Source organism: Pantoea agglomerans (assembly GCF_020149765.1).
In the GTDB taxonomy this organism is placed as follows: Bacteria; Pseudomonadota; Gammaproteobacteria; order Enterobacterales; family Enterobacteriaceae; genus Pantoea; species Pantoea alvi.
The window spans coordinates 2929777-2956367 of sequence record NZ_CP083809.1; the positions used below are offsets into that span (position 1 = coordinate 2929777).

At 55.7% G+C, this 26591-nt stretch carries 20 protein-coding genes and 1 pseudogene; 7 read left to right on the top strand and 14 right to left on the bottom strand.

The annotated features are described in order from the left end of the window. Positions 1 to 7: 7 nt before the first annotated feature. The 6 genes from mdcE to LB453_RS16845 all read right to left on the bottom strand — a co-directional run bounded on the left by mdcE (position 8) and on the right by LB453_RS16845 (position 5660). On the bottom strand, positions 8 to 808 hold the full coding sequence (mdcE, locus tag LB453_RS16820) for a biotin-independent malonate decarboxylase subunit gamma (protein WP_103795027.1): 801 nt from the start codon (positions 806 to 808) through the stop codon (positions 8 to 10). Then, positions 808 to 1641, bottom strand: a complete 834-nt coding sequence (locus LB453_RS16825; protein ID WP_224481525.1) for a biotin-independent malonate decarboxylase subunit beta — start codon at positions 1639 to 1641, stop codon at positions 808 to 810. The genes mdcE and LB453_RS16825 overlap by 1 nt, the downstream gene beginning before the upstream one ends. Beyond that, entirely contained in the window at positions 1634 to 1933 is a 300-nt protein-coding gene (gene mdcC, locus LB453_RS16830) for a malonate decarboxylase acyl carrier protein (RefSeq protein ID WP_103795029.1), read from the bottom strand. The genes LB453_RS16825 and mdcC overlap by 8 nt, the downstream gene beginning before the upstream one ends. A gap of 8 nt (positions 1934 to 1941) precedes the next feature. After that, positions 1942 to 2805, bottom strand: a complete 864-nt coding sequence (locus LB453_RS16835; RefSeq protein WP_103795030.1) for a triphosphoribosyl-dephospho-CoA synthase — start codon at positions 2803 to 2805, stop codon at positions 1942 to 1944. Continuing rightward, entirely contained in the window at positions 2805 to 4460 is a 1656-nt protein-coding gene (gene mdcA, locus LB453_RS16840) for a malonate decarboxylase subunit alpha (protein ID WP_103795031.1), read from the bottom strand. The genes LB453_RS16835 and mdcA overlap by 1 nt, the downstream gene beginning before the upstream one ends. Positions 4461 to 4751: 291 nt before the next feature. Continuing rightward, the gene (locus LB453_RS16845) at positions 4752 to 5660 is read right to left on the bottom strand and encodes a LysR family transcriptional regulator (protein ID WP_103795032.1); all 909 of its coding nucleotides are present in this window, start codon (positions 5658 to 5660) and stop codon (positions 4752 to 4754) included. A 136-nt stretch (positions 5661 to 5796) separates the two neighbouring features. Between LB453_RS16845 and LB453_RS16850 the strand changes: the two genes are divergently transcribed. The 7 genes and pseudogenes from LB453_RS16850 (at position 5797) to LB453_RS16880 (ending at position 12994) form a co-directional block, all read left to right on the top strand. Beyond that, entirely contained in the window at positions 5797 to 6363 is a 567-nt protein-coding gene (locus LB453_RS16850; RefSeq protein ID WP_103795033.1) for a non-oxidative hydroxyarylic acid decarboxylases subunit B, read from the top strand. Positions 6364 to 6401: 38 nt separating this feature from the next. Beyond that, positions 6402 to 7910: pseudogene (locus LB453_RS16855) on the top strand (UbiD family decarboxylase). 464 nt (positions 7911 to 8374) lie between these two features. Continuing rightward, the gene (locus LB453_RS16860) at positions 8375 to 8611 is read left to right on the top strand and encodes a DUF2171 domain-containing protein (protein WP_103795034.1); all 237 of its coding nucleotides are present in this window, start codon (positions 8375 to 8377) and stop codon (positions 8609 to 8611) included. A gap of 418 nt (positions 8612 to 9029) precedes the next feature. Continuing rightward, on the top strand, positions 9030 to 9722 hold the full coding sequence (locus LB453_RS16865; RefSeq protein ID WP_103795035.1) for an RraA family protein: 693 nt from the start codon (positions 9030 to 9032) through the stop codon (positions 9720 to 9722). After that, the gene (locus LB453_RS16870; RefSeq protein ID WP_224481526.1) at positions 9722 to 10672 is read left to right on the top strand and encodes a hydroxyacid dehydrogenase; all 951 of its coding nucleotides are present in this window, start codon (positions 9722 to 9724) and stop codon (positions 10670 to 10672) included. Before LB453_RS16865 ends, LB453_RS16870 begins: the two co-directional genes overlap by 1 nt. Further along, the gene (locus LB453_RS16875) at positions 10669 to 11604 is read left to right on the top strand and encodes an SMP-30/gluconolactonase/LRE family protein (RefSeq protein WP_103795037.1); all 936 of its coding nucleotides are present in this window, start codon (positions 10669 to 10671) and stop codon (positions 11602 to 11604) included. Before LB453_RS16870 ends, LB453_RS16875 begins: the two co-directional genes overlap by 4 nt. A 34-nt stretch (positions 11605 to 11638) precedes the next feature. Continuing rightward, the gene (locus LB453_RS16880) at positions 11639 to 12994 is read left to right on the top strand and encodes an MFS transporter (RefSeq protein WP_103795038.1); all 1356 of its coding nucleotides are present in this window, start codon (positions 11639 to 11641) and stop codon (positions 12992 to 12994) included. A gap of 79 nt (positions 12995 to 13073) precedes the next feature. On the opposite strand, the gene LB453_RS16885 is transcribed toward LB453_RS16880, so the two are convergent. The 8 genes from LB453_RS16885 to LB453_RS16920 all read right to left on the bottom strand — a co-directional run bounded on the left by LB453_RS16885 (position 13074) and on the right by LB453_RS16920 (position 26318). Further along, on the bottom strand, positions 13074 to 14048 hold the full coding sequence (locus tag LB453_RS16885; RefSeq protein WP_103795039.1) for a fimbrial protein: 975 nt from the start codon (positions 14046 to 14048) through the stop codon (positions 13074 to 13076). Positions 14049 to 14123: 75 nt separating this feature from the next. Further along, positions 14124 to 16487 carry a fimbria/pilus outer membrane usher protein gene (locus tag LB453_RS16890; protein WP_103795040.1) on the bottom strand — a complete coding sequence of 788 codons (2364 nt, stop codon included), beginning with the start codon at positions 16485 to 16487 and terminating at the stop codon, positions 14124 to 14126. Positions 16488 to 16658: 171 nt separating this feature from the next. Beyond that, on the bottom strand, positions 16659 to 17336 hold the full coding sequence (locus LB453_RS16895; RefSeq protein ID WP_103795041.1) for a molecular chaperone: 678 nt from the start codon (positions 17334 to 17336) through the stop codon (positions 16659 to 16661). A gap of 60 nt (positions 17337 to 17396) precedes the next feature. Continuing rightward, positions 17397 to 17960 (bottom strand): fimbrial protein, encoded by a 564-nt coding sequence (locus LB453_RS16900; RefSeq protein ID WP_103795042.1) that lies wholly within the window; start codon positions 17958 to 17960, stop codon positions 17397 to 17399. Positions 17961 to 18143: 183 nt separating this feature from the next. After that, positions 18144 to 18704, bottom strand: a complete 561-nt coding sequence (locus LB453_RS16905) for a hypothetical protein (protein WP_103795268.1) — start codon at positions 18702 to 18704, stop codon at positions 18144 to 18146. 34 nt (positions 18705 to 18738) lie between these two features. After that, complete coding sequence (locus LB453_RS16910; protein WP_103795043.1) at positions 18739 to 19119, bottom strand: hypothetical protein; 381 nt, start codon at positions 19117 to 19119, stop codon at positions 18739 to 18741. Positions 19120 to 19960: 841 nt separating this feature from the next. Further along, positions 19961 to 23818, bottom strand: a complete 3858-nt coding sequence (locus LB453_RS16915; RefSeq protein WP_224481527.1) for an inverse autotransporter beta domain-containing protein — start codon at positions 23816 to 23818, stop codon at positions 19961 to 19963. 583 nt (positions 23819 to 24401) lie between these two features. After that, positions 24402 to 26318, bottom strand: coding sequence for a methyl-accepting chemotaxis protein (locus LB453_RS16920; protein WP_411970175.1), 1917 nt, complete (start codon positions 26316 to 26318; stop codon positions 24402 to 24404). Positions 26319 to 26591: the final 273 nt, after the last annotated feature.

The following is a 26591-nucleotide window of genomic DNA, read 5'->3' on the forward strand; positions in this document are numbered from 1 at the left end:
ACGGCTATTACCAGGCTGCGCGCATTCGCTCGCGCACCAAGGATGAGCTGCGGCGGTTTTCCGCGCCGAGCCGGGTTTTCAGGGAGGGATCCTGACGCGCATCGGCAATCGCCTTTTGCAGCGCAATCTCTACCTGCGCCAGATCGGCGTCGGACGGGGCGTCAGGATTGCCCACCGTCAGCAGATCGGCCAGCAGGCCCAGCGTGGCAAAGTTGCTGACGTCATAGGCCATCGGCGGTATGGTCGCCGCCAGTTTCTCCAGCGCGTCAACCGTACGCAGCGTAATACGCGCTGCGGACTCTTTCCCCATCGCATGGACCAGTACGCCCCGATCGTTAATGGCGATCAGGCGGTTCGCCTGGTAGCCGTGCGCCAGAAACGCCCCCGACATCGCCTTGCCAACGATCAGACCGATCACCGGATGGCCGGCGAGGCGCGCTTTGGCATAGGCACCGGCGGCACCCGCCAGCGCCTGATGAATGCCGAACGCCTCTTCGCGTCGGCCATAGGCCTGGCTCGGCACGTCAATCACCGCGATAATCGGGCGCTTCACGCTGCTGTTTTGATCCGCGTCGATGGTTTCATTCACCACCTTCGCCAGCGTCCAGCCCTCCAGCAGGCCCACTTCGCCTTTGGCGGCGCGGGGATAGTGGTTGTTTGCATCGGGTACGACAGCGATCAGACGGACCGGCTCGCCGTTGAGTTCGCCATCGGCTACCTGAACCGAGTCGCACAGGCCGCTGAGGCGCTGCGCATTAGGTGCCAGTTTTTCCAGCCAGGTCGCACCGCGGCTGATAGTCTGGGTCATTATTTATCCTCCCGGGCAAAAAGCTGTTTAATCTGCGCCGTATCCGCCTGCTGACGCGTATCGAAACCGGTCAGACGCGGCAGAAAGTCGGCATAGTTGTCGCTGCGATGCTGCGTCGGCACGCCCTTCTCGATAAAGCTGTTCATCGCGCTTTTCACGGCGTTGACGCCGTCATCGACCAGCGCATCGACCAGGCCGCTCGCATAGCGGATTTCACCGCCGGTCATGCTCCAGATAAAGGGGCGGTCGCGCGAGTCATACTCGTCAATGCCCGCTTCCTGCTCGATAACCTGCGGGCCGTTCAGCCCCAGCCGCGCCTCGCGCGTCACAATCAGGTAGCTGCAGAGCGCGGCAGCAATCGACATGCCGCCGAAGCAGCCAACGGTGCCGGCGATAATGCCGATAACCGGCGTATAGCGGCGCAGATCGACAATCGCGGCGTGGATATCAGCAATCGCCGCCAGCCCCAGATTCGCCTCCTGCAGGCGCACGCCGCCGGTCTCCAGACAGAGCACCGCCTGGGTCGGAATGCCGTTGCGGTTGTCTTCCGCCGCCAGCTCCAGCGCCGCCGCCATTTTCGCGCCGGACACTTCGCCCATACTGCCGCCCTGGAAGGTGCCTTCGATGGCGATCACCACGGCGGACTGGCCGTTAATGGTGCCGCGCGCCACCACCATGCCGTCGTCGGACTGCGGCACGACGCCCTGCGGCGCCAGCCAGGGGGACATGATCCCCTCAAAGGGATCGAGCAGTTCGCGGTAGCTGCCTTCATCCAGCAGCGCATGGGCGCGCTCGCGGGCGAGCAGTTCGATAAAGCTGGGATCGTTACGCATGGCTCACCTCTTCAAAAACCTGTTCGATACGGATGCGCGCAACGCCCGGCGTCGCGCCGAAATCGTGGATCACCAGCTGCCCGGCAGGCAGGCCGTTGATCAGGCTGAGGCGGTCAAACAGCGCCTTCCAGCGAGCGTCGCTGTTGTCGAGAGAGGTGGTGATATCAATACTCAGCGTTTGCCCTTCGGCGGCGGTGAACAGCACTTCCATATCACCGGAGCCAACGACCCCTGCAAGCGCTCTGCCGCTGAAGGTGCGGTTAGCAGGGAAAGATAATGTGATGTGTTCCATAACGTCCTCTAAAGAAAAGAGTGATGGGCAGTAACGGCTACCCTGTCAATGAACAGCGTGGCGGCCAGCAGATCGGCGGCACCGCCCGGCGAGGCGTTCAGCGCCAGCATTCCGGCGTCGAGGCGCGCCAGCGCCTGCTGGCCCTGCGTCGTCATGCAGCCTCCGGCCAGCAGCACCGCGCGGGCGCCCGCCTGCATCGTCTGCAGGCCTTCAAGGCCGGCGCGGGAGAGCACGCAGGTGTCGCTCAGCGAGGTCATGATCGCCATCAGCGCGTCCAGCCGGGCTTCGCTTTCGCTCGCACCCGCCGCGCGGCTGCGCAGCAGCTGCGGCAGCGCCAGCCTCACGACGTGAGGAAAGCCCTGCTGCGCCTCTTCCCGCGCCCCGGGCACGCGATAGCGATGCGTCGCCTTTAGCCCTTTGCTGAACAGCTTCGGCGCGGCGCGGTCAGGCAGGCTGGCGAGCGACGCTGCAGTACGGGCAAGGTGCGCCGGGTCGGCGCTGCCGCCGTTCATCGCCGCGGCGCTGACCAGCAGGCCCAGCGCCCAGATCGCGCCCCGATGGGTGTTGACCCCGCCGGTGGCCGCCATCATCTGCCGCTCCCCTTCCCGCCCGAGGCGGCCAACCGCTTCGCGCAGGGCGATATCCGCCGGACGCTGCCAGCACTGACGCGCCAGCTGCAGAAAGGTCGGCTGCAGGCTGCGGGCCGAGCGCTCCATCAGCGCCAGCGTTAAATCGTGATGCGCGCCGTTGCCGCGGCTGTCCACCAGACCCGGCTTCGGACTGAGTCGCGCCTCATCGATCAAACAGTCGCGCGCGATGGCGGCCAGCTGGCTGACCTGCGCCTCGACTTGAGTCTGTGACAGGAGTTTCATTACCAGCTCCGGAATTTTGCCGGTGGGTTGTAGAGCCCGCCTGACCATTCAACCAGGTCCGCGACGCTGCCTGCGGCAAGCAGTGAGCGCGTCGCCTCTGAGCGGCGGATGCCCATATCTTCCGGATAGACGACCTTGCCGCTTTTACGCAGCGCGGCCACGCGCGCAGCGTCAACGCCCAGACCGATATCGGTGATGCCCGCTACCGCCGCCACCATAGCGCGGCGCTCTTCAAGGCTGTCGGCGCGGTAGAGATAGGCGATGCCCTCTTCGGTCAGCACGTGGGTCACGTCGTCGCCGTAAATCATCACCGGCGCCAGCGGCATACCGGACGATTTGGCCACCTCAACGGCGTCAAGCTGCTCAACGAAGGTCGGCTTCGCGCCCGCCTGGAAAGTTTCCACCATCTGCACCACCAGTTTTTTACCGCGCTGCATCGGGTCTGGCTCGGTGATCATATTGAGCCAGGCAGGGGTTGCATGGCGGCGGCCGTGCGGATCGTGGCCCATATTAGGCGCGCCGCCGAAGCCGGAGAGGCGTCCGCGCGTAACGGTTGAGGAGTTTGCCAGTCCATCCACCTGTAGCGTGGCGCCGATAAACATATCGACCGCGTACTGACCCGCTAACTGGCAGAAGGCGCGGTTCGAGCGCATTGAGCCATCAGAACCGGTAAAGAAGATATCGGGACGGGCGCGGATATACTCTTCCATCCCCAGCTCGCCGCCGAAGCAGTGCACGCTCTCTACCCAGCCGCTCTCAATGGCCGGGATTAGCGTCGGATGGGGATTCAGCGTCCAGTGTTTACAGATTTTGCCCTTCAGCCCGAGCTGTTCGCCGTAGGTGGGCAGCAGCAGCTCAATCGCCGCGGTGTTAAAGCCGATACCGTGGTTAAGCGACTGCACCTGATGTTCGGCGTAGATGCCTTTAATCGCCATCATCGCCATCAGGATATGCTCCTGTTTGATCAGGCGCGGATCGCGGGTAAAGAGCGGTTCGATAAAGAATGGCTTGTCAGCCACCACGATATAATCGACCCAGGAGGCGGGAATATCGACGCGCGGCAGGTCGCTCTCGTCATCCACCAGTTCGTTAACCTGTGCGATAACGATACCGTCGCGGAAGGCGGCGGCCTCTACCAGCGCCGGGGTATCTTCGGTGCTGGGGCCGGTGTAGAGATTGCCTTTACGGTCAGCTTTATAGCCGGCAATCAGCGCCACGTTGGGGCTAAGGTCGACATAGAGTCGGGAGTAGAGTTCGATATAGGTGTGAATGGCCCCAATTTCCAGCTGGCCATCCTGCAAAAGCTGAGAAATACGTAAGCTCTGTGGGCCGGAAAAGGAGAAATCGAGTTTACGGGCGATGCCCTTTTCAAAAATATCGAGGTGTTCACTGCGGCCCACGCTGGGCATAATCATATGCAGGTCATGTATTTTTGCTGGATCAACATTTGCCAGCGTACGCGATAAAAAGTCTGCCTGCTTCTGGTTATTTCCTTCCAGGACAACGCGGTCGCCTGGCGCTATTAAACGCTCCAGTGCTTCAACCGCTCTTTCAGTCGGGATCACTTTACCGTCTACAGGAAAGGAGGCCAGACGACGCGCTTTTTCACTGCGGCGTGTGTTCCATTCCCGAACCGGCGCTTGACCAGTGTGCATTATAACCTCCTGATTCAGATAAGCATTCTTTCGTTTATGCTGAGGTAAGTCTGCGCTTTCTGTGCAAGTGGTTCAATTAAGGCAAGCGGGCAATCGTTAGTCTTAGAGTAATGATTAAGGATGTGCAGGTTGAGATAAACGAAGCATGAGAATTGAGTGTAGACCTCATCCTGAACAGGAAAAGGTCAGAAGAGAATATTTCTTCAGTATGAAAATAATATTACCGTCCGCGCGCTGGCTATTATCCGCCGGGAAAGTTTCCCGGCCAGGATAATGCGTGGATTATGCAGGTTATTTTATCTCGTCAGAGAGCCCCATAAATAAAGAGCGGGTATTTTTAATAAAGTGTTGCATATCGTAAGTTTGTCTTCCCGCTTTCCAGCAAAGATAGAGCGACGTCGTAATATCGGTACCGGTAATATCCAGAGCGGCCACGTCCTGGCGCAGAAAGTTGCGCTGTGAGGAGGGAATACAGGTGATCCCGATGCCCATCGCCGCCAGGTTAATGGCGGTATTGACATCCCGCGCCCGCACAATTTTCACCGGCACCAGATCCGCCTCGGTAAAGAGACGCAGCATGGTGCCGCCCAGCCCGATCCCCTCGGGATCCTGCTGCAGGATCAGCGTCTCGTTCGCCAGATCCTGCAGGGCGATCGCCCCGTCGCCTGCGCGTGGATGATTATCTGGCACCACCACGCTTAGCGCCGACTGGTGAATTTCACAGCGGGCGATACAGCGAAAATCGGGAATCGGCCCGCGCAGGATGCCGACATCCAGCTCTCCGCTCTGTAACAGAGCAATCTGCTGATTGACGTTATATTCCGCTGGCTCCAGCCGCGTCTGGGGAAACTGGCTGCGAAAGCTACGCAGCGCGCTGACCAGCAGCGGCTCCAGCACCGCGGTGCCCACATAGCCGAGTCGCAGCACGCCCCGGCTGCCGGCAGCCACCTCTTTGACGGTCGCGCGTAAATTTTCCAGCCGCTGCACCGTGCGCTCGGCTTCATCAAGCAGCAGCTGCCCCTGCTGGGTCAGGCTGACCTGACGCTTGTTACGCTCAAAGAGTTTCACCCCCCAGTTCTGCTCCAGCGACTGAATATGCTGGCTCAGCGCAGGCTGTGTCAGGCTGACCTCGGCCGCCGCGCGGGCAAAGTGGAGCGTGCGCGCCAGGGTAATAAAAGATCGCAGCTTGGCATAGTCCATAATCTACCTGATAACGAATGCTTATTAATAAGCCGATAATACCAATTAGATCGTTATCAGTCTCGCCATTATCCTCTTCTCTGTCAGGCATCCTGCCCCGCCGGGCAAGCAAGCTTTCACAGAGTCAGGAGGTTTCATGAGAATTATTGTCGGTATCACCGGCGCAACGGGCGCGCCGCTCGCCGTCACGCTGCTGCGCAAACTGGCTGAAATCCCCCATGTTGAGACGCATCTTATCGTCTCCCGCTGGGGCAAAACGACAATTGAGCATGAAACCGGTTTGCACCTTAACGAGGTTAAAGCGCTGGCAGATGTCTGTCACAGCTCGGGCGATCAGGCCGCAACCCTCTCCTCTGGCTCTTTTGTCACCGACGGCATGATCATTATTCCCTGTAGCATGAAAACCCTCGCCGGGATCCGCAGCGGCTATGCCGAAGGGTTGATTGGCCGTGCAGCCGATGTCGTGCTGAAAGAGCAGCGCAAGCTGGTGCTGGTGGCGCGTGAAACGCCGCTCAACACCATTCACCTGGAAAACATGCTCGCGCTGTCGCGCATGGGCGTCAGCATTATTCCCCCGGTTCCCGCCTGGTATAACCATCCCAAAACGCTGGCGGATGTTGAGAACCATATTGCCGGTCGTGTACTCGACCAGTTCGGACTGGATACCCCGCAGTCAACCCGCTGGCAGGGCCTTACCCGCTAACCCTTTGGCTGCGCTTTACTTTTCTTAAGGAGAGAACGATGACAGATAAATCGCTTCAGGCGACGGACGGCAAAAGTTTCGACCTCCGTGCCGCTATCGACATCTTAAAGCAGTATGACGGTGAATATATCGAAACCAGCGAGCCGGTCGATCCCGCCGCCGAACTTTCTGGCGTCTATCGCTATATCGGCGCTGGTGGCACGGTGATGCGCCCCACCCGCACCGGCCCTGCGATGGTATTTAACAAAGTAAAAGGCTATGACGATTTCCGCGTTCTGATCGGCCTGCTCGCTTCACGTCAGCGCGTGGCGCGTCTGCTGGGGGTACCGAAAGAGAACCTGGCGCAACTGCTGCGCGAATAGGTGCATCACGCCATTGCGCCGGTAGTGATTGCTAACGAACAAGCCGCCTGTCAGGAGGTGGTGCATCTGGCCACGGACGAGGGATTTGATATTCGTACCCTGCTGCCCGCGCCGACCAATACCCCTGAAGACGCTGGCCCCTACTTCACGCTGGGCATGTGCTACGCGGCGGATCCAGAAACGGGTGAGCATGATGTAACTATTCACCGCCTCTGCGTCCAGGGCAAAGATGAAATCTCAATGTATTTTGTGCCGGGGCGTCACCTCGATCAGTTCCGTATCAAAGCGGAGCAGGCGGGCAAAGCGCTGCCGATCACCATCAGCATCGGCGTCGATCCGGCGATTGAGATTGGGGCCTGTTTTGAGCCGCCGACAACGCCGCTGGGCTTTGATGAGCTGGCTATCGCTGGCGGGCTGCGGGGACGCGCCGTCGAGCTGGTTCAGGGCGTTGCGGTTGACGCGCGCGCCATCGCCAACGCGGAGATCGTGATCGAAGGCGAGCTGATCCCCAACTATCGCGTGCAGGAAGATCAGCACACCCACAGCGGCAAAGCGATGCCGGAGTTCCCCGGCTATACCGGCGAAGCGCAGGCGGCCGTGCCGGTTATCAAGGTGAAAGCCGTTACCCATCGTAAAAACCCGATTCTGCAAACCTGCATCGGCCCAAGCGACGAGCATACCAACCTGGCCGGTATTCCGACCGAGGCGAGCATTCTCGATATGGTGGAGCGCGCGCTGCCGGGCCTGGTGAAAAACGTCCACTGCCCGTCGCCGGGCACCGGCAAATATATGGCGGTGCTGCAGATCAACAAACGCAGCGCGCAGGATGAGGGGCGTCAGCGTCAGGCCGCTCTGCTGGCTTTCTCCGCCTTCTCCGAGCTTAAGCACGTTTTCCTGGTGGATGACGACGTCGATATTTTCGATTTAAGCGATGTGATTTGGGCAATGACCACCCGCTACCAGGCCGATGTGGATACGGTGTTTATTCCCGGCGTGCGCTGCCATCCGCTTGACCCGTCGCAGGATCCGGCGTTCAGCCCCTCAATCCGGGGGCACGGTATCACCTGCAAAACCATTTATGACTGCACCGTGCCTTACGATCTGAAGGCTAACTTCCAGCGTTCGCAGTTTATGGAAGTGGATGTCGATCGCTTTGTGCCGGGCTTTATGGATGGTCTGAAATAACGCCCCGCGGTCGTTGCCGAGCGTGACCCGTCAGGCAACGACCCCGGCTCTGTTATGCGCTGCCGAACAGGCCTGCAGTGGCTGTCCGGCAGCGGCGTCTGATTAACCCGGCATCACTTAAGCTGACTTTCCTCTCTCTTCACCGGCTCTGCTTCTGTGCCGTGCGTTTAACAAGCACCCGAGAGCGTAGACGGCCGCCCTCTTTTCCCCCTTTTTCGCCTGAAATCAGCGCCAGCTATTTGTTGCCATCCATAGCAGAACGCGGCGCGGGCTGGCGCGCCCGGCGTAGTTTTTAAAGCGCCTGATGGCGCTGTAATCCAGCGTATTCCTCTACCGTAATGGCTATGAAAGATATTTCATTTTGTTACTGACTTGACCGAAGCGGGGTTTAGTGACCAGGCTTAAAGCGTCTTGCAACAGAACGCGCAAGGCATTTCAAAAACCTTAACCAGGATGGAGGCAATATGGTAAGCAAATCAGAAATCTTAGATCACGCTCAGGTTGTAGACGTTAACGGCGAACATGTCGGTATCGTCGACCATTTTGAGGGCGAAGATAAAATTAAGCTGGCCAAAAGCGATCCTGAAGCTGGCGGCAAACACCACATCATCCCGTTAAGCTGGGTGAAAGAGGTCGATGACAACAAGGTTATCCTCTCTAAATCGAAAACCGATGTGGAAAGTGAATGGCAGTCTGCCTGATTTTCCGCGCCGCGGCCTGCGCCGCGGCGTCTGTTTTCCCGCATCTCAACCCCACCGTTTCCAGCCCCTCTTTTTTATCCGCCGTTAACGCATCTGTTGCTGTCTACGCAATCAGCCTGCGCGGGACGTCCGCTGTGCCGCAGTCTGAACAGTGGGGCGCAAAGGCGCGACTTGTCTTACTGTCCGGCTTCAGAGTCGGCGGGATGACAGAGAGCAGCTGATGCTCTGCATAGAGCCAGACGCCATTGCGAACTCCCCTTCTGGCGGCTATCGGACATTAACTGAGCAAATTGTGATTCACATCTTATTTACATCACAAATAAAATCTTAACAGTAGCGGGGCACAAATTAACATCGCTATAGTAGTTTTATATTGTACAACCTGGTTGTACACAGTAAAACAAAGCGAGGATCCTCTATGCCAAACGCAGACAACACCTTTATCAAACGCGATATCACTCGCGTTTCGCCAGAGCTGGTTAAACAGGCCGCGGAATTTCAGGCCGCTATCCTGGCGGATGTCGCGGGCCGTCGCGGCACGCTGCACGGTCGCGTTAAGCCGCTTGCCGCCACAATGAAAGTGGCAGGCCCCGCCATCACCGTTGAAGTTCGCCCCGGTGACAACCTGGCGATCCACGCGGCGCTGGCTATCGCTCAGCCTGGCGATGTGATTGTGGTGGATGGCAAAGGCGATATCAGCTGCGCGCTGATTGGCGAAATTATGTCGACCCAGGCCCACGCCTCCGGTATTGCCGGCATCATCATCGATGGTGCGGTGCGCGATGCGGATGCGCTGCGCGAAAATGGCTTTCCGGTTTTCTCGGCGGGTCTGAACCCCTGCGGCCCGACAAAGTCTATTGCCGGCCGCGTTAATTATCCGACTTCGGTTGCCGGTGCGTCGATAGAGCCGGGTGACCTGATTATTGGCGATGCCGACGGTGTGGTGGTGTTACCGCGCGAGGCCGTCCCTGCCCTGCTTGACCTGGCGCAGAAAAAGCTGGATGCCGAGAATAAACGTATTGCAGGCATTCGTGATGGCGATATTCGCGCGCCCTGGCTGGAAAAAGCGCTGCGTAATGCCGGTATGCTGGCTGACGGGGAGGCGCTGTAATGGCTCACTCTAAACCGGTTATTCTGATCACCGGCAGCGATATTGCGCCAGAGGCGCTGGCGCTGCTGACCAACTTTGAGCTGGTCTTTGCGGGCAGGCAGCCGAACGAAGATGACTTATGCCAGCTGTGTAAGCAGCACGATCCCGTTGCCTTTATCGTGCGCTACGGCAAGATCACGGCGCGCATTATGGATGCGGCCCCGAATCTGCGGGTGATCTCCAAGCACGGCAGCGGCATCGACGTGATCGATCAGAAAGCGGCGGCGGAACGGCACATCAGCGTTCAGTCAGCGCCGGGGGCAAATGCCGCGGCGGTGGCCGAACACGCCTGGACCATGATTTTGGCCTGCGCAAAATCGGTGCTGCCGCTGGATCGCCGTATGCGCGAGGGACACTGGGATAAGTCCACCCACAAGTCGGTAGAGCTGGAAGGCAGAACGCTGGGTCTGGTTGGGCTGGGCGCCATCGGCGCACGGGTGGCCCGTATCGGCAATGCGTTCGGCATGAAGGTGTTGGCTTACGACCCCTTCGCCAAAACCTTTCCCGACGGCTGCCAGTCCGTCTCGCTGGAGACGCTGCTGCAAAGCGCGGATGTGATCTCCCTGCACTGCCCGCTGACCGACGACACGCGCCATATGATCAACCGCGACACCCTGGCCCTGTGCAAAAAAGGGGCGATACTGGTCAACACCGCCCGCGGCGGCCTGATTAACGATGAGGATCTGCTGCGCGCGCTTAACGATGGCACCCTGAGCTGGGCAGCGCTCGACAGCTTTACCGTTGAACCCTTAACGGCTCCCCATATCTGGCAGGCGGTCGGGAACGTTATCCTGTCACCGCACATTGGCGGCGTAAGCGATAACTCGTTCGTCAAAATGGGCACGGCTGCGGCCAGTAACGTCCTGAAAGTGCTGGCAGAGCCGCTGAAAAGCGAAGGTGCGCTGCCATGATGTTCCTGTCCCCGCCAGAGATACGCACCACGACACTGTTTACGCGTCTGCCTGATGCGTTCCGCCAGCCAGACCCCGGCAATGCCTGGGCGCAGGCCAACCGGGGCGGCCAGCCGGTCGACTCGTTTCTGGAGGGACCGGTATGGCATCCATCAGGATGCCTTTACCTGACCGACATCCCTTACGGCCGCATTTTTAAAGTGGATATGCAGGGCAACTGGGAGCTGATCGTACAGTACGACGGTGAGCCGAACGGCATGAAACTGATTTCGGCGGATACGCTGCTTATCACCGATTACCGCCACGGTTTAATGAAGCTGTCGCTGAACGATCGCAGCGTGACGCCCTGGCTGGCCCGACGCAACAGCGAAAGCTTTCGCGGCGTCAACGATCTGACGCCAGACAGCCAGGGGAATCTCTATTTCACCGACCAGGGGCAGACCGGACTGCACGATCCCACCGGCCGCGTCTACCGCCTGTCGCCGCAGGGAAAGCTGGATTTGCTGCTCGATAACTGCCCCAGCCCGAACGGGCTGGTGTTATCGCCAGATGAAAAAGTCCTCTATGTGGCGATGACGCGCGGCAACGCCATCTGGCGCTGTCCGCTACAGCCAGACGGTTCCGTCAGTAAAGTGGGTCTGTTCTTTACCTCCTGGGGCCCCAGCGGGCCTGACGGGCTGGCGATCAATGCCGATGGCGAGCTGCTGATTGCCAATCCAGGGCTGGGACGCGTCTGGCATTTAAATGAGCTGGCTGAGCCGGTAGAGATCCTCACCAGCCCGCTGGGCCGGTCGACCACTAATCTCTGCTACGGCGGTGATGATTTACGCCAGTTGTACATCACCGAATCCGTTTCAGGCTCGATACTGACCTGCTCAATGGCCACGCCCGGCAAGCCTGTTCCCGTCCCGTCCCTCGTTCCTGCCAGATAAAAAGGTGTGCGCGCCACGCGCACAGGAGATCGCTATGGCCCTGCTTACCTCAACTGAAGAGAATAACAGGACTTCATTGCCGGGCGCGCCCGGCGTGCAGAGTCCCCTCAACGAGCACGATTTTACCCTCAGCGAAACGGCGGCAAGAAAAGCCTTCAGACGCATGCTGCCGTTTATTTTTATTTGCTATGTCGTCAGCTACCTGGACAGAACCAACGTGAGCTTTGCCGCGCTGGGGATGAACAGTGATTTAGGGATCACCGCCGAACAGTTCGGTTTTGGCGCCGGAATGTTCTTTATTGGCTACTTCCTGTTTGAAATTCCCAGCAACCTGATTATGCAAAAGGTGGGCGCGCGCGTCTGGATTGCGCGCATTATGATCTCATGGGGGCTGATCTCCATGCTCACCGCCTTTGTAACCGGCCCGACGAGCTTTGCCGCTGCGCGTTTCCTGCTGGGCGTGGCGGAAGCGGGCTTTACCCCAGGCATCTATCTGTTTTTCACCTACTGGTTCCCCGGCAGCTGGCGCGCCAGAATCACGGCGGCCTTTCTGGTGGGGATACCTGTCGCCAATATCATTGGCGCGCCGGTTTCAGGTGCGCTGATGCAAATCACCCATCACGAGCATATTCGCAACTGGCAGTGGCTGCTGCTGATTGAGGGCGCGCCGGCGGTGGTTTTAGGCACTGTCTGTCTGTTCTTCCTGAGCGATAAGCCAGCGAAAGCGAAATGGCTCAGCGATGCGGAAAAAAGCGTGCTGACCCGACGCCTGGAGTCGGAACAGCAAAAGATCGCCGCCTCCCACGGCTCGAGCCTGAAGGATGCGTTGAAAAATCCCCTGCTCTACCTGCTGGCCTTTATCAACTTTTGCGGCATTGTCGGCTCCATTGGGGTTGGCCTGTGGATGCCTCAGATCATTAAACAACTCGGCGTCAGCCATACGCAGACGGGCTTTCTGACCGCCGTGCCCTATCTGTGCGGCGCGGTAGCGATGCTGCTGTGGGCGCAGCGCGCCAACCGGGCAAAAAACCGCATCGTCTGGATTAGCGGGGCGCTATTTATCGCTGCGGTTGCCCTGGCCACCAGTGCGCTGGTGGATGAGCCGGTGCTGAAAATGATCGCCCTCTGCTTTACCGTCAGCGGCATCCTCTCTTTTCAGGCCTCGTTCTGGGCGCTGCCTTCCGGCTTTCTGACCGGCAGCGCGGCCGCAGGCGGGCTGGCGATGATCGTCTCCGTTGGTAACCTGGGCGGTTTCTTTGGGCCTTCGCTGATCGGCTATATCAAACAGATGACTGACGGGTTTATGTGGCCGCTGCTGGCGGTCTCTGCTGTGCTGCTGCTGGGCTCGCTGGCTGTCGCGCTGGTGAAAGATCCCTATCGTCATATCTGACCCTGCCCTGTCAGTGCAACCCGGTTGTACTGACAGCCCTGAGGCGTGCAGCGTGCGCCGGCACGGAAGCCGGTGCCTGTTACTGGTAGGTCATAGTAAAGGAGGCCGTCGCGTTGACCGTGCCTGGCTGAAGCGCTGTTTCGGTTTGATAGTAGGCGGCACGAAACGGAATTTTAACGTTTTCCCCCTGCGTTGCCACCGTGCCGTAATGAATAGCGGTGCCGAATTGCACGGGCGCATTGTTATAGAGTAACTGGATACCTACCCCTTTTGCCGTCGATTCACTGCTTAATCCCAGCACGCCATTGACCGCGTCGGCGAGGGGGGAGACGTTATCCAGCGTTACGTTAACGGAGGTCTGGGCGTCGCAGTTAAGCGAAAGATTAAAATCAACCGGATTTTGCGTGCTCCCCACCCCGCTGAATTTGGTGGCAAATGTATATCCCATATCAATATTTAAATGGGTATCCAGCACCTCACAGGCGACGGTGCGGGTATTCACCGCCGAGATATTATATTTAAACAGTGAAGCCCGCTTAACACTGGCGCTCACCGGCGTGCTGTACTGCATAGCAATGGTGAGCGGGCCAACAATATCGGTTTTCGGCGTCATCGCCGTTTTAACCAACTCAAACGTGTCATTGAAAGTGGCACCTGTTTGAGAAATCCCTCGGTTCCACGTATCCAGATTAAGGCTGCCGTTGGTTACCGTACTGGTTGTGCCGGTGGTGCTGGAGTAGTTTTTCCACCTCAGGCCGATCCCCTCCACGTTGGTGTTGCGGACGCCCTCCAGCACCGAGGGGCCATTATCACTATTGGAGGGTGCCAGCTGAATGAGCCAGGATCCCTCCGCCGTCGTCTGGCCTTTCGCATCGCATTTGACAGGATGACTAATTGTCACCGTGCCAAGCACCGCTCCCACCGGCTCGTCACGCTGAATAAGAATATTGTTATCGAAATTAACCGTCACATCGGATGCGCTACATAAGGCATAAGCCTGGGTCGACAGGAGACTGGTCGCAGCCAGGGCCAGAATGACAAAAAACCTGTTCATACCTGATTCCTTAATTATGCAAAAGTAGAGAAGGCGAGGCTCTGCGCACATTGCAGCGGGTTGCCGTTGTGTTATCTAACGGCAGGTTGCCGTTGCGTGTTGAATCACATCGGGACGGGGCGAAAAGGTGATTTTGGCCTGACAGGATGTTTGCCCCCAGCTGACGGAAATGGCATCGCTGCTATTCAGTCCGCTAAGAAAAACCTCGCCCTCGTTGCCCACGATGCTCATCAGGTCGCTATTTTTCACCCTGACCATCGCGCCAAAGGGCACAGGTTTATGCTTGAAAAGCAGTTTCACCAGCGCGCGATAGCCGGTGGCGACCTTGTATGAAGCGCGCACCACGGCACCGCGAGTCGGCACCACGGTGACTACCGATTCTGCAATATCGGTTTCAGTACCCAGCGAGCGGGTATCAATCCCGACGGCGTTTTCCTGATAGGCACTGACGTAGGGCACGACCGCGTATCCGCGCCAGTCGGTTTTTACCCCCGGATTGTTGCGAACCTTCAGGCCGGACGCGCCCGGCGCTTCGACCAGCGCCACGGTGTCGCCCAGTGGCTGTGAGAAAGTCACCCCATGCTTATGGGCGATAACGCCCCCCTGTAAGCCAAAATTAAACTGGCGGTTATCGCGGCCAGCGTTATAGCCAGCGCTCAGGGTGCCATAACCCCCTTTGTAGGTACCGCTCACCGAGCTTCGCGCTTCGCCGCCCGATGAGGCATAGCCCTGCTGAAGGGAGTAGCTCAGGTTGTTATCCGCCAGCGCCGTTCCGCTCAGCCCCACCTGATGCGTTTCCGGGCCATTTTTTTGCGCGTTTACGCTGTAGCTGACCCAGCTTTGCGGCAGCCATTTGCTAAGCGGCACCTGCATACTGAACGCGAGTATCTGATCTTTTTTTTCATAGCCCGGCGTTTCGCTGTAGGTGTAGCCCAGCGAATAGCTGATATCGCTAATGCTGGTATTGATACCGGTGCTGATGCTGCGCTCATATCCCGTGCGTCGCCAGTAGTCCTGCTGGTAGGCACTGATATAAAAACTGCCCCAGCTCGACAGCGACTGACTCAAATTAAGCTGGAGACGGCTACGTTTGTTGTAACGCTGCGAGGAGTAGTCGTTAACCTCCTGAAAGGTATAGAACCCCTGCGTTGAGTAACGGTAGCTGGCCAGCGTAACGGTGGTGTCGGTGGTGGTCACCGTTTTTGAGTACTGTAGTCGGTAGGATTGCCCCTGTTGCCGGGTGGTTTTCCCGTCCTGCAGCTTACTCTCCGCCAGCGTCGCATCCGCCGAGATCGAGCCCAGTTCGCCAAAGCTGACGCCAGCCCCGACGACGCCAGAAAGGTAGTTCTCTGCGCCAAGGGCGCCTGCGTAAAGCGTCAGGCGGCTGGAAACGCCATAGGCCAGCGTTCCCATGCCAAATGTGGGCGTTTGCGCCCCCTTTTTACTGGTGCGGTATTCGCCGCCGCTCAGGGCATATTTAAGGCGCCCTTCGCGCAGCATCACGGGCACCGCTGAAAAGGGCTGAACGAAACGCTGCTCGCTGCCGTCCGCCTCCTTCACGGTCACCTCAAGGTCACCACTTGACGAGGTGGGATAGAGATCGCGGATCGCAAAGCTGCCCGGCGCAACGTAGGTTTGATAGACCGTATAGCCATTCTGCTTCACGGTGACCATAGCATTGGTGCGGGCAATACCCCGAATAATCGGTGCAAAACCGCGCATACTCTCCGGCAGCATGGTGTCGTCAGAATAGAGCTGCATACCGCGAAACAGAAAGCTGTCAAAGATCTCGCCGGGTGTGCTGCTCTCTCCAACCTGGAACTGACCTTTTAAAAACTGAATATCGCGGCTCAGCACGGTACTGACCGAGGAGACGTTATGCTTTCCGCCGCTTTTGATCGCGGTGCTGTAGTTACGCAGACGCCAGGGGCCCAGATTGACCCCGCTTTGCAGGTTCAGGTAGAACTGATCGTCGGTGCCGCCCTGTTTTGTCCAGTTGCGCGACCCATTGAAACTGTAATTTAACAACAGCGCGGAAATGCCCTGATCCCAGCGCGCAGGATCGACCTGGCCCCGCGCGTGGTTTTCCAGCGCAGACTGCGGAATAGAGATATCCAGCCGCTGCCTGTCAAAATCCAGGCTGGCCTTCGCATCTGGAATAAAATCACCCGGGTTGGTAATAATAGTGCTGTCGGGAAGCTCAGCTAGTTTAGAAAAGGCGCTTACGCGCACGCCCAGCTGCGCTAATATCGCTCTGTTCAGCTCAGGCGCCAGGCCCAGCCCGTTAATGGCGACGAAAGAGATATTGTCAGTACGAACATATTCATGGTTAAGCCATATTTGAACCCGATAGGTTCCAGGCAATTGCTCTCCCCGTTCAAAACGGCTTAAATCAATACTTTTTGCCGCGGCGCTCGTTTTTTCAAGCGCATCCGCCATAAAATAGAGTTCACCAGCCCTGGCTGGCGTGACAGCGGAAATAAACAACGCGATTGCTGACAAACGAACAACCCTATACGGCCGCGTGGCTGAGGAAAATAAATATCGGGTGCCAAAAACAGTCTTCACTTTGCTTTCCTGCTTGGGTGAGTAGCTGATTCTGTTCAGGAATTACGGCAGCGTCTGGCGCGCCTCTTTTGTAATGCCGCCAAAGTCATTAATGGCTTTCCAGACCACATCCTGCCCGCTGCCTGCGACGGTCGCTGAGGCAAAGGGTGAAACCATCGGCGGCTGCTTAATCGTCTTTCCCCCCACCGTCAGGGAGTAGAGCGAAATAAAATAGGGCGTCGGATTAGTAATAACGATCTGGTTTCCATTTTGTTTAAATACCAGGCTGCGCCAGGCCTCGTTCGCTTGATCATTTTTTAAGGCAGCAGGACGGTAAAAAAGCTTAATTCGGGTTTTAACCGCAATCAGCAACCGGTTCTCATCTGACTTTTCCATACCGGGAATAGATTTAACGTTTAGCCAGAAAACAGATTCACGATCGTCGGGCAGCGTTTTTTCACCGGTATAAATAACGCGCAGCGTGTTCTCATGTCCGCCGTCGAGGCGAAATAACGGCGGCGTAACAATAAAAGGGGCTTTTTCAGCGGCGTGTTCATTCAGCTCTACCCATGACTGAATAAGGTAGGGTATGGAATCTTTACTGTTGGTAACTGAAATATCCGCCTCTTTATCAGCGGCGTTATAAACTAAACGTGTGCCGCCAACGGTTACGCTGGCCTGCGCAATGGTCGTGAAAAAACACGCGGCAAGTAAAAAAATTGCGCGGATGCAAAAGCTCATTGATTCGCTCCCAAGTGCCGTCGGGCGTTAAACGGGCGTGCGCAAGGCACGCCCGGGGTATTACTGATAGCTGATGGTGAAATCTGACGTGGCGTTGGCGGTACCGGCAACGATCGTCTGCTGCGTGGCTTTATACTTCGCAACGAACGTCAGGGTGTTGCTGTTTGCGGCGACAGCAGGCGACCCTGTAGAAGTGGTATCCAGCGTGATGCTTTTTGACTGCGTAGCCAGCGGGATGGGCGTTACACCATCTTCCTCATAGAGCGCAACACCGACGCCCTGCGCCGTCTGATCGCTGTTTAGCGCCAGAATGTCGGAATCGTTCGCGTTCGCGGTCCCGTCAAATTTGACCGTAACAGTGGGCAACGATGAGGGACAGTTGTTCAGCACAATGTTAAAGCGCGTCGCCGCGGCAACCTGGCCTACGCCGGTGAAGGCGCTTTTAAGCACTTTGCCCAGATTAACGGTCTGGCTGGCAGTGCTGGTATCAACAGTACAGGCCGAATCTACAACCTCTCCGGTGAAGTTAATGGTTCCGTCGGCCGCATGCGCGGCGAATGAGCTGCCCGTCACGACAGCCGCCGCCAGCACATTGCGAATTGCACAGGTTAGTTTCTTTTGCATCGGTTTATCCTCAGTGTACAATAAACTGCGTCGAGACCATTTCGACGCAGGAAAAACACCCTTCCAGAAATTAAAATTATTGAGAACATCCTTAAAAGATAAAATAAAAAACCCTGGCTTTTTTACTAAATAGCGCTGCACGCTGCGCTCTGAAAAATATAAAAATTATCTTCCGGCAATTTTCTACACCAGAAGGGAAATTAACTGCTTCATCTCAAGGCTATTACTAAGAGAAAGCCTATTTCTTAAATAAACCATTTTGTTAATATCGCTTTTATCCTCACAAACATAGCGACAAGTTACAGGATCATAAACCGCATCGAGAAATGCCATATGCTCAGGCGACAACATTAAAGAGAGCCGGTAGCGCAATGCATCTTTTAATCTGCAAGGCCGGTAGCCCAGGGGAGTCCTGACCGCCTGATCGCACAATTTTTTGAGCTCGTTAATTGTTGTTACCAGGCCAAAAAGCTTCAGGTAATTGTTTTCAGCTATCTCCTCAGGCGCAATAAAATAAATATTTTTTATTCCCTTACGCGCGCTCAGGCAGGCATAAATCCAGCGCACATCCTCACCACACTCGTGTAAGGTATCAATAAGCACGCAGGGCTTTTCAAAAATCGAAGCACAGACTACAAACTCAAGCCGATTATCGAAGAAATATATCTTTCTCTCTTGAGAGGAGAGAGACATTATCGCCTGCCGAATAGCAAAGTTGCGAGTAAATACCAGTAATGTCGTCAACATCTATTCCTTTTGTAAAACAGATAACACTTAGCTAAGGCGAGGTTTTGACAACATATACGCGTTCCAGCGCGTCTCTATCTATTTTATACGCTTTCCCATCCAGCCTTGAAAAAGGGTATCTTTCAAATCCGACGCTATTAAAAGCAAACTGGATTTTCTTTATCATCGACAGTAAATAGGATTTTGAACAGCGCAGACCATAATCTTCAAAGACATGCACAATAATGTCATTATCGTATACGACTTCGGTATCCATTCCGGCAAGTAAATACTCAAACAGCCTGGCCTTTGTTGCTCCAAATCTTTTTATTCGACCATTTTTAATATTGATCAGCGTTCTGGTAGAAAGCCTGTACTCCAGGCTCTGGAATATATTGAATCCATAAAGAACCTTGTCAGAGACAGAAGGCATAATAACTCCTTAGGGGGGTAACTATCCCATATCTATGACACCTTTGACGTATGTCAGTGACAATTGACCGGCCACCGGATACGTTAAAAATATTATTTCAATGAAGAAAGCGTGACAATGAGACTGTTTTATAAAAAATAAAAACTAAAAACCAACATAAAAACAACACAACAAACTGTTTTTAAAATTGAGGTAGTTTTAAATACTAAATGAAAGCAGAATGTTACACCTTGATGGCTATTTTTAACACAAAAGCAACCCTAGATAATTTATCTAAAAATTTTAATATTTTAGCCATAAAAACCACAATAAAGAAATTAACCAGCTTAATCATGTGGTTAGGAAGATTCTAAATGGCGCGTAAATACTATCTTAACGGATGTAATTTAGGAATAGTCAGGACAATACTTTAATCCCCGCTAATAACCCGAATACACAAATAGATTTAATTTTACAAATGACCTCTTCTTCCTGCTGCGCAAAGGCCAGATCCCCATTAAAAGCCAGTAAAATCAAACCATTAAAAAAACAGTAATCCAGATCAAATTATGCAGAAACTTGCCTGATTGCTTTAATTAACCTGCATCAAACTGTGTAATTTTCTTATCAGCAAGGGGCAAATCAGGCGTATGGCAAAATCCTGTTTGCAGCTCGGTCGACCCGATCGTTTAAGACAATGCTGATATTTAGTCACGCAGGTAAATTAATAATAGAGTAAGGAAAAGGCTGGCGGAAAGGAAATAAAGGAAGCGATCGGTTAACCAGCAGAGGATAAGAAGGAGACAGGAAAGGCCAGCCGCAGAAAGCACAGGCGCCGCATAATCTATGCGGCGCCGATCGCTCAGTAACCCACGCCTGAACAGTTAACCCCCTGACTATTATTGAGCCAGTCAATAACGCACTGGTTATTTCCTTTATTCAGATAGTCAAATTTCACGCTAAAGCTGTTGGTGGCAAGTATCGATTCCACGGTCGGCACCCAGCTGCCATACTGGCCTGCGACAGCATACTGCGAGTCATTTTTCCACGGGTGCGTGAACCAGTTATCCGTCACGATAATCGGCCCACGCTCAGGCTGTCCTCGTACGCCGATTGAGGAGCGATTACTGGTGCCCTGCTCGCCGTAGTCGAACCAGTTATGCGTCACCTCCATAAACTCGCCGGCAATGTCTCCATAGCGGTGCATATCAAACTGATGATAAGCGCCCTCTTTGCCGCCGTTAAGCACCAGATTATGGTGCGCCGCATAGCCCTCGCCCGATCGTCCGTTGCCGGCAATGGAATGTCGGTTGCTGTTAAAGACGTTACAGGCGATCTCCGCCGTTGCGTTGCCATTCTGGGTCACCACGCCATAGCCGAGTTCAGATTTGATATTGTTGTGAATATAGCTGTGGTGAACGCGCACGTTGGTGGCGGTTTTTACGCTAACCGCCGCCCATGGCCAGCCCCACAGCTCCATATTGTCCACTTCAATATCATGGCTGCCCGGAACGGTCTGTATGCCGATAGTAGAGCTGTCGGTATCGGTTCCTTTATAGGGCCCTTCATAGCGAATACCCGATATGCGCGAGCGGCTGTCCATCGCGATAATCGGGAAAGCATTTTTCTGCTCACCGAGATAGGGAATACTGAGGCGCGCCCCGTCGCTGCCGTTCAGGCCACGATCGCTGAAGATGGTGGTGCCGGTTTTAATAAACAGCGCATTTTGCTTCACCGGAAGCTCGATTTCGACATCGCCGGGGATATAGATATAGTCGGTGCCCGCGTCGACCAGCTTCTTCAGCGTGGCATAATCCCGAGCTTCCTTGTAGTTAACGCTCGCTTTATCAACGCGCGCGGCGTAACCGCTACCGCCTCCCACCACCGAGCATTGTCCGCTGGCATCCAGCAGACGGGTAGTGACGACGACATTGAGCGCCAGCGGCGCTGAAAGGTTGCCTTTCTTATCCACCGCGCGAAGGGTGACGGGGTAGCGGTTTTCACCGCCGACCTCAAAGCCCGGCAGCGTCAGATGAAAGACCCCCTCTTTCTCCTCAATCGCGCCGCCTGCCGCCTGAAACGCTGAGGCGTCAGTCTCATAGCGAGCCACGCCGTACAGGCTCTGCACGTCCGGCGAGACCACCAGGGTTGCGCGCTCGGTACCGGTTAGCGCGGTATCAGCCGTCAGGGTGAAGGGAGCCTGGCTGACGGAAACGTCCATGGTCACAGGTTCGCTGCTGTTCCCGAGGGCATCTTTAGCCGTAACGACAATGGCGTAGTGGTTACTCGCGCCCGCCCGCCATTCCGGCAGGGTGAAATGGAAATTCGGCATGGTTCCGGCAATTTTCCCCCCGGCAGCGATAAACTCCTCAGCGCTGAACTGAACTTCACCGGCCGCTGTCCCCTCCGTAACGACGCTGACAGCGGCATCCACCCTCTGTTGTTCAGTGCCCGTCAGGGTGTCCGGCGCGGTTACGGTAATATTCACCGGCTGCACTTCCAGCGTGACGCTGACGGGTCGGGATGAACGTCCCTGTTTATCCCAGGCTACCGCGGTCAGGGTATAGCGATTATCGCCCGCTTTTTTCCACAGCGGCAGGGTGAAGCGATAGCCATTTGCGCCATCCTGGCTAATGCTGCCTCCCGCGTTGAAAAAGGCTTCGCCCTGCCATTCGATACGATCGATGCCGCCCTGAGCGCTGACCTGCGGTGCCACCACAAGCTGATCGCCCGACTTTCCTGACAGCTTGTCGTCAAGCACCAGACTGATGCTTGCCGAGGCCACTGAAATGCGGGTGGTGACCGGCAGCGAACGGCGGTTCTGGTCGTCCGCCGCGGTCAGCGAAAGGGTATACTGGTTGGCGGTGCCATCCGACCACGCCGGTAGCGTCAGCCACACCCTCTCTTTTTCCACCTCAACTTTCCCCCCGCTGGCGATAAACTCCGGTGCCTCCCACTCCAGCCGGGTGATCGCTGTTTTCGCCGCGATCTTGAGCGGTAGCGCGACACGGGTACCCTCGGTGCCTGACAGCGTTTGCGGCAGCGTCAGGACGATAGAGCGAGGTTCAACCACGATTTTTGCCGAAGCGGTGTTAGAGACATTGCCCTCGCTGTCGGTGACCGTGACTTCCACCGGGTAACTGTTTTCACCGTCAGCGCGGTAAGGCGGCAGGACGACGTAATAGTTCAGGCTCAGGCTCTCCTCTGTTGCCCGCTGCGTCTGAATAAACTTGCCACCGGCAGCGAGAAACGCAGGCGCCTTCCACTCTACTTTACTGACCGCGCCTCCCAGGCTGCGCGCATTCAACCCCGTCGCCAGCCTCTGCCCCTCTTCCCCTTTGAGATCCCCGGCCAGCGAGATTTTGACATTCAGCGGCAGCACCTCCACCTCAACGCGGAAGGGGTCTGACTGATTGCCCTTTTCATCTAGCGCCCGCCCGACCAGCTGATAGCGATTGGCTCCAGCAGGACGCCATTCGGGCAGAGAGAGCTGATAGCCGCCGTTTGCATAGTAAACGCTGCCGCCAGCGGCAAAAAAGTCATCCCCCTGCCAGCCAATGCCGGTCACGGTATAGCGTGAAGTGATATTGAGATTGAGCATCAGCTTGCTGCTTTCGATGCCCGATACGCTCTGACTGGCCGTAATAGAAAAGAGCCGATCCTTTTTATACTCAAGGACGATAACGTTGTTTCGATCCACCAGATCGTAACGCGATCCCGCCAGCGTTCGGTTAAAGCGAACGCGGTCGGGATCGAGCTGGGTTTTAAGCGGCGTGCCGAACTGCCAGGAGAGGTTAAGGCCGACAGAGAATTCGTCGCGCCCGCCGCGGGCATTAAGCGTTTTTTGCATTGAGATGCCCACCAGCGGCACGGGCGTATAGCTGACGCCCAGGGTAAACAGCTCTGGATTTTTTTGCAGATCGTCCGGCCCGAATACGCCGACCCGATCGCCATAATAGCGTGCCCAGGAGAGCTTGCCGCCCAGCTGAGGTAACGAGGGCAGCCACGCCTCGGTGCGTACATCAAAGCCGTTCGCCGCGCGTTCGTGATAATCACTAAAGTCGCGCGAGCGTTTCCAGTCGCTCAGGCGAAAATAGCCGTTGGCAGAGAGGCGAAAAAAATCGCGACCATATTCCAGACCGGTGCCCAGTCGCTTATGTTTACGGCTAATGTCGTAGTCATAAAAAAGATTGCTGCCGAGCATGGTCTGCTCTGAGGGCCAGTAGCGATAACCGAAACCGATATTGGTCATGGTTCTGCCATCGATGCGCCTTATTCCCGTCTGAGAAAAAAACAGGTGGCTGCGGGTATCGCTAACGGGAAGTAAAAAATCGAATTCGCTTCCGTCGAAATGTGCGCTGCTTAAATTGAGCCTGGCACGAGCGGTGCCGAAGGGAGCCAGACCTTGCTGAACGGCAGAGCTAAACAGCCCGGAAGCCAGGGTGCCCCCGACGGCGCCGAGACGGTCGGCTGACGCATCCTGACCGAGCGCCTGCGCCAGTTTCGCGCCCGCGCCCGCTCGGGTCTGCAGGGCCGCTTCTTCGCTGCGCTGCTGCTGCGTCTGGAACGCCCGATAAACATTCTCTCTGACCGTAAGCGCGTCGTGGCGGGCGTCACTGACGCTTGCGACAGCCAGTCCCGGCTGAATAAATAAGGCAAAATAAAATCCGCGTTTACACTCAGGACGACGTGGATAGCAGGCCACCATGCAGATAATCACTCCATTGATTCAAATGGCGTTCTCCGGCTGAAAAAGCGGAATGCCGGAAAGCCATTAGGATTATTTTAAATAAATCGAATGACAAAAAATAAGCGAGCATTATACCTTCTCTTATTCCAGTCGTTCAGGTAACCTTTAAAAATCAGAAAATAGATCCTGAAAAATCTTATACCTGGCAAGCAGATAACATCGGGCACACCTGAAGCTTTGGCTATATATCCGGCTCAGGGGGTGTATATCCAGGATTATTTTAAAATGAGTGGATTTTCAAACTGAAATGATATGTCTGGTGGGCAAAGGACATCTATTGATAAATAATTTTCTTTTTTCGTCGGAACGCTGATAAGGGTAGCTGGCGCCTGTTTCTTTTTGCCCGAGCGTCTGTTTCCAGAGGCAGGATATCAACCGGGTGGTCAGCACGAGGGATCGCTGTCTGAAAAGCGACAGGGCTGAATAAATCTTCTGCTCCCCTTAATCCGTAAGCCGCGTTTCCGGCTATATGTCGATCCGCCTGGCGCCCGATGGGGAGTGAACCAGGCGGAATTGCCGTTCTGCGCCCCTCTTCCCGAGGGGCTTTGTTAAATTAAAAAGTGACCCAGTTGTTCTCAGCAGATGAAGCGATTACCGGCCTTTTAAGGCTGGCTCTGCTATCTGGCACGCTATGCCCGGCGGATGTGGAGGGGGGCAGACGGAAGACGGAGACGGTTTTTTCCAGCCCAAGCGCCTGCTCTTCAAGACTGCTGGCCGCCGCTGAAGACTCTTCAACCAGCGCCGCGTTCTGCTGTGTGGTGGTATCCATTTCCGTCATCGCCTGAGCAATCTGGGTAATGCCCCGATTCTGCTCATCCGACGCAGCGGCGATTTCGCCCATGATATCCCTGACCTGAGAAACAGATCGGACGATATCCTGCATCGTATCCCCGGCGCGATTAACCAGTTCAGTTCCGCCGTTTACCCGATCCAGCGACTCCCGGATTAACGTTTCAATCTCTTTTGCAGCCAGAGAACTCCGCTGTGCCAGATTCCTCACCTCGCCGGCAACCACTGCGAACCCACGCCCCTGCTCACCCGCACGGGCCGCTTCAACCGCCGCGTTTAGTGCCAGAATATTTGTCTGGAAGGCGATGCCGTTTATCACGGTAATTATCTCGCCGATTTTCCCGGAGCTCTGGCTGATGCCGCCCATAGTGGCAATGACGTCCCTGATGATTTCCCCGCCCCGCCCCGCATTATGCGAAGCCTCAGTTGCCAGCTGGCTGGCATGATGCGCGTTTTCGGCGTTCTGTTTTACCGTTGAGGTCAGCTCTTCCATACTTGCAGCGGTTTCAACGACGGCTGCCGATTGCTGCTCGGTTCGGGATGACAAATCGATATTGCCTGCGGCAATTTCCGAGGAGGCACGCGCCACCCCATTTACCCCGTCACGAACGCGCGAAATGATGGTTCGAAGGCTCAGGTTCATGGTGTTGACGGCTGTCATCAGCTGACCCAGCTCGTCAGCGCGCGTGCTGGCGATTTCCGACGTCAAATCGCCTTCCGCAATACGCTGCGCGGAAGAGAGGGTTTCTTTAAGGGGACGGGTAATGCTGCGCGTCATCTGCCAGGCAATCAGAAGGCTGAGCACAATGCAGGCGATAGTGGTAAATCCAATCTGCCAGAGCGCCGTCTGAATATATCTGCCAGCCATTTGTGACTGATAAAGCGCCAAATCTGTCATCGTTTTATTCAGAATCACTGCGGCCCCGGTCATCTCATCTGAGGCCACTTTTTCTGCAAGGGCTTGCTGTGAATATTTTTGCAACAGAGCAGGCATGGCTGCGCTTTTCTGCAGCATAGCGGTTAATAATCCACTGAGTTGAGTGTCATCAGAGGCGCCCGCTGTCACCATAAGCGGCTGAATTTCATCGAGCTGCCTGATGAGGGTATTCAGCAAGGGTTCATCTGGCTTTCTCAGATAGTCGCTTAATTTCAAAGAGAGAGAGTCAAGTTTCGATATCAAGGAAAAAAGCGTTGTCGCTGTTTCAGATGTTGCAACAGGCACGCGCGCACTGAGCTGCCCGGCAAATAGAGGAAAAGCTATCGCTGTTATGTCCGCTAATGCGCCGTCGGTGCTGTTGGTCGCGGCAAGAAAGCTCTCCCGTTTATCCTGGTACGCTTTCAGCGTTTGCTCGAGCCGAACGACTTTCGCCTCCCCTTCAGCAGACCATGCGTGTTCCTCCAGGTTATCCTTCGCTACGGTCAGCTTATTCATCGCCATCCCGTTAAGCTCAAAGTACTTTTTATCCCTTGTATATTGAAACAGCGTGCGATTGAGTCTGGCGTCACTGAGCGTATTGGCCATATCAACGATAATGTCACGCTTGGCTGAGTTTTCCTGAATGCTGAAAAAACAGCGAAACGCAAGCACCGCAATAATAACAGACGCAAGAATAACTAACGTGAAGCCGAGCGTTAGCTTGCCGCCTATCTTTAGATTTTTGAGAATATTCATAAATTTCATTGATGCTGCCCCCTGTTTAACAGTTTTCTCAGTGGCGAAAAGCCTGCTGGATATCTGCTATATCGGAACAAAATCCATAAAATTTATATCTGTTTTCATGCGCAGCGTATCTGTCTCAAATAAAATTGACGAGAATCAATTTTTTTCCAGAAAAGAATTAGAGGCACGATATTAAGAGTTCTAACTATTCACCGAGAAACAGTAAATATCAAAAGGAAAATAAATGCTGCCCCTGGCAGTCAACCTGAAGGTTTATGGCACCCCTGGAAGTCA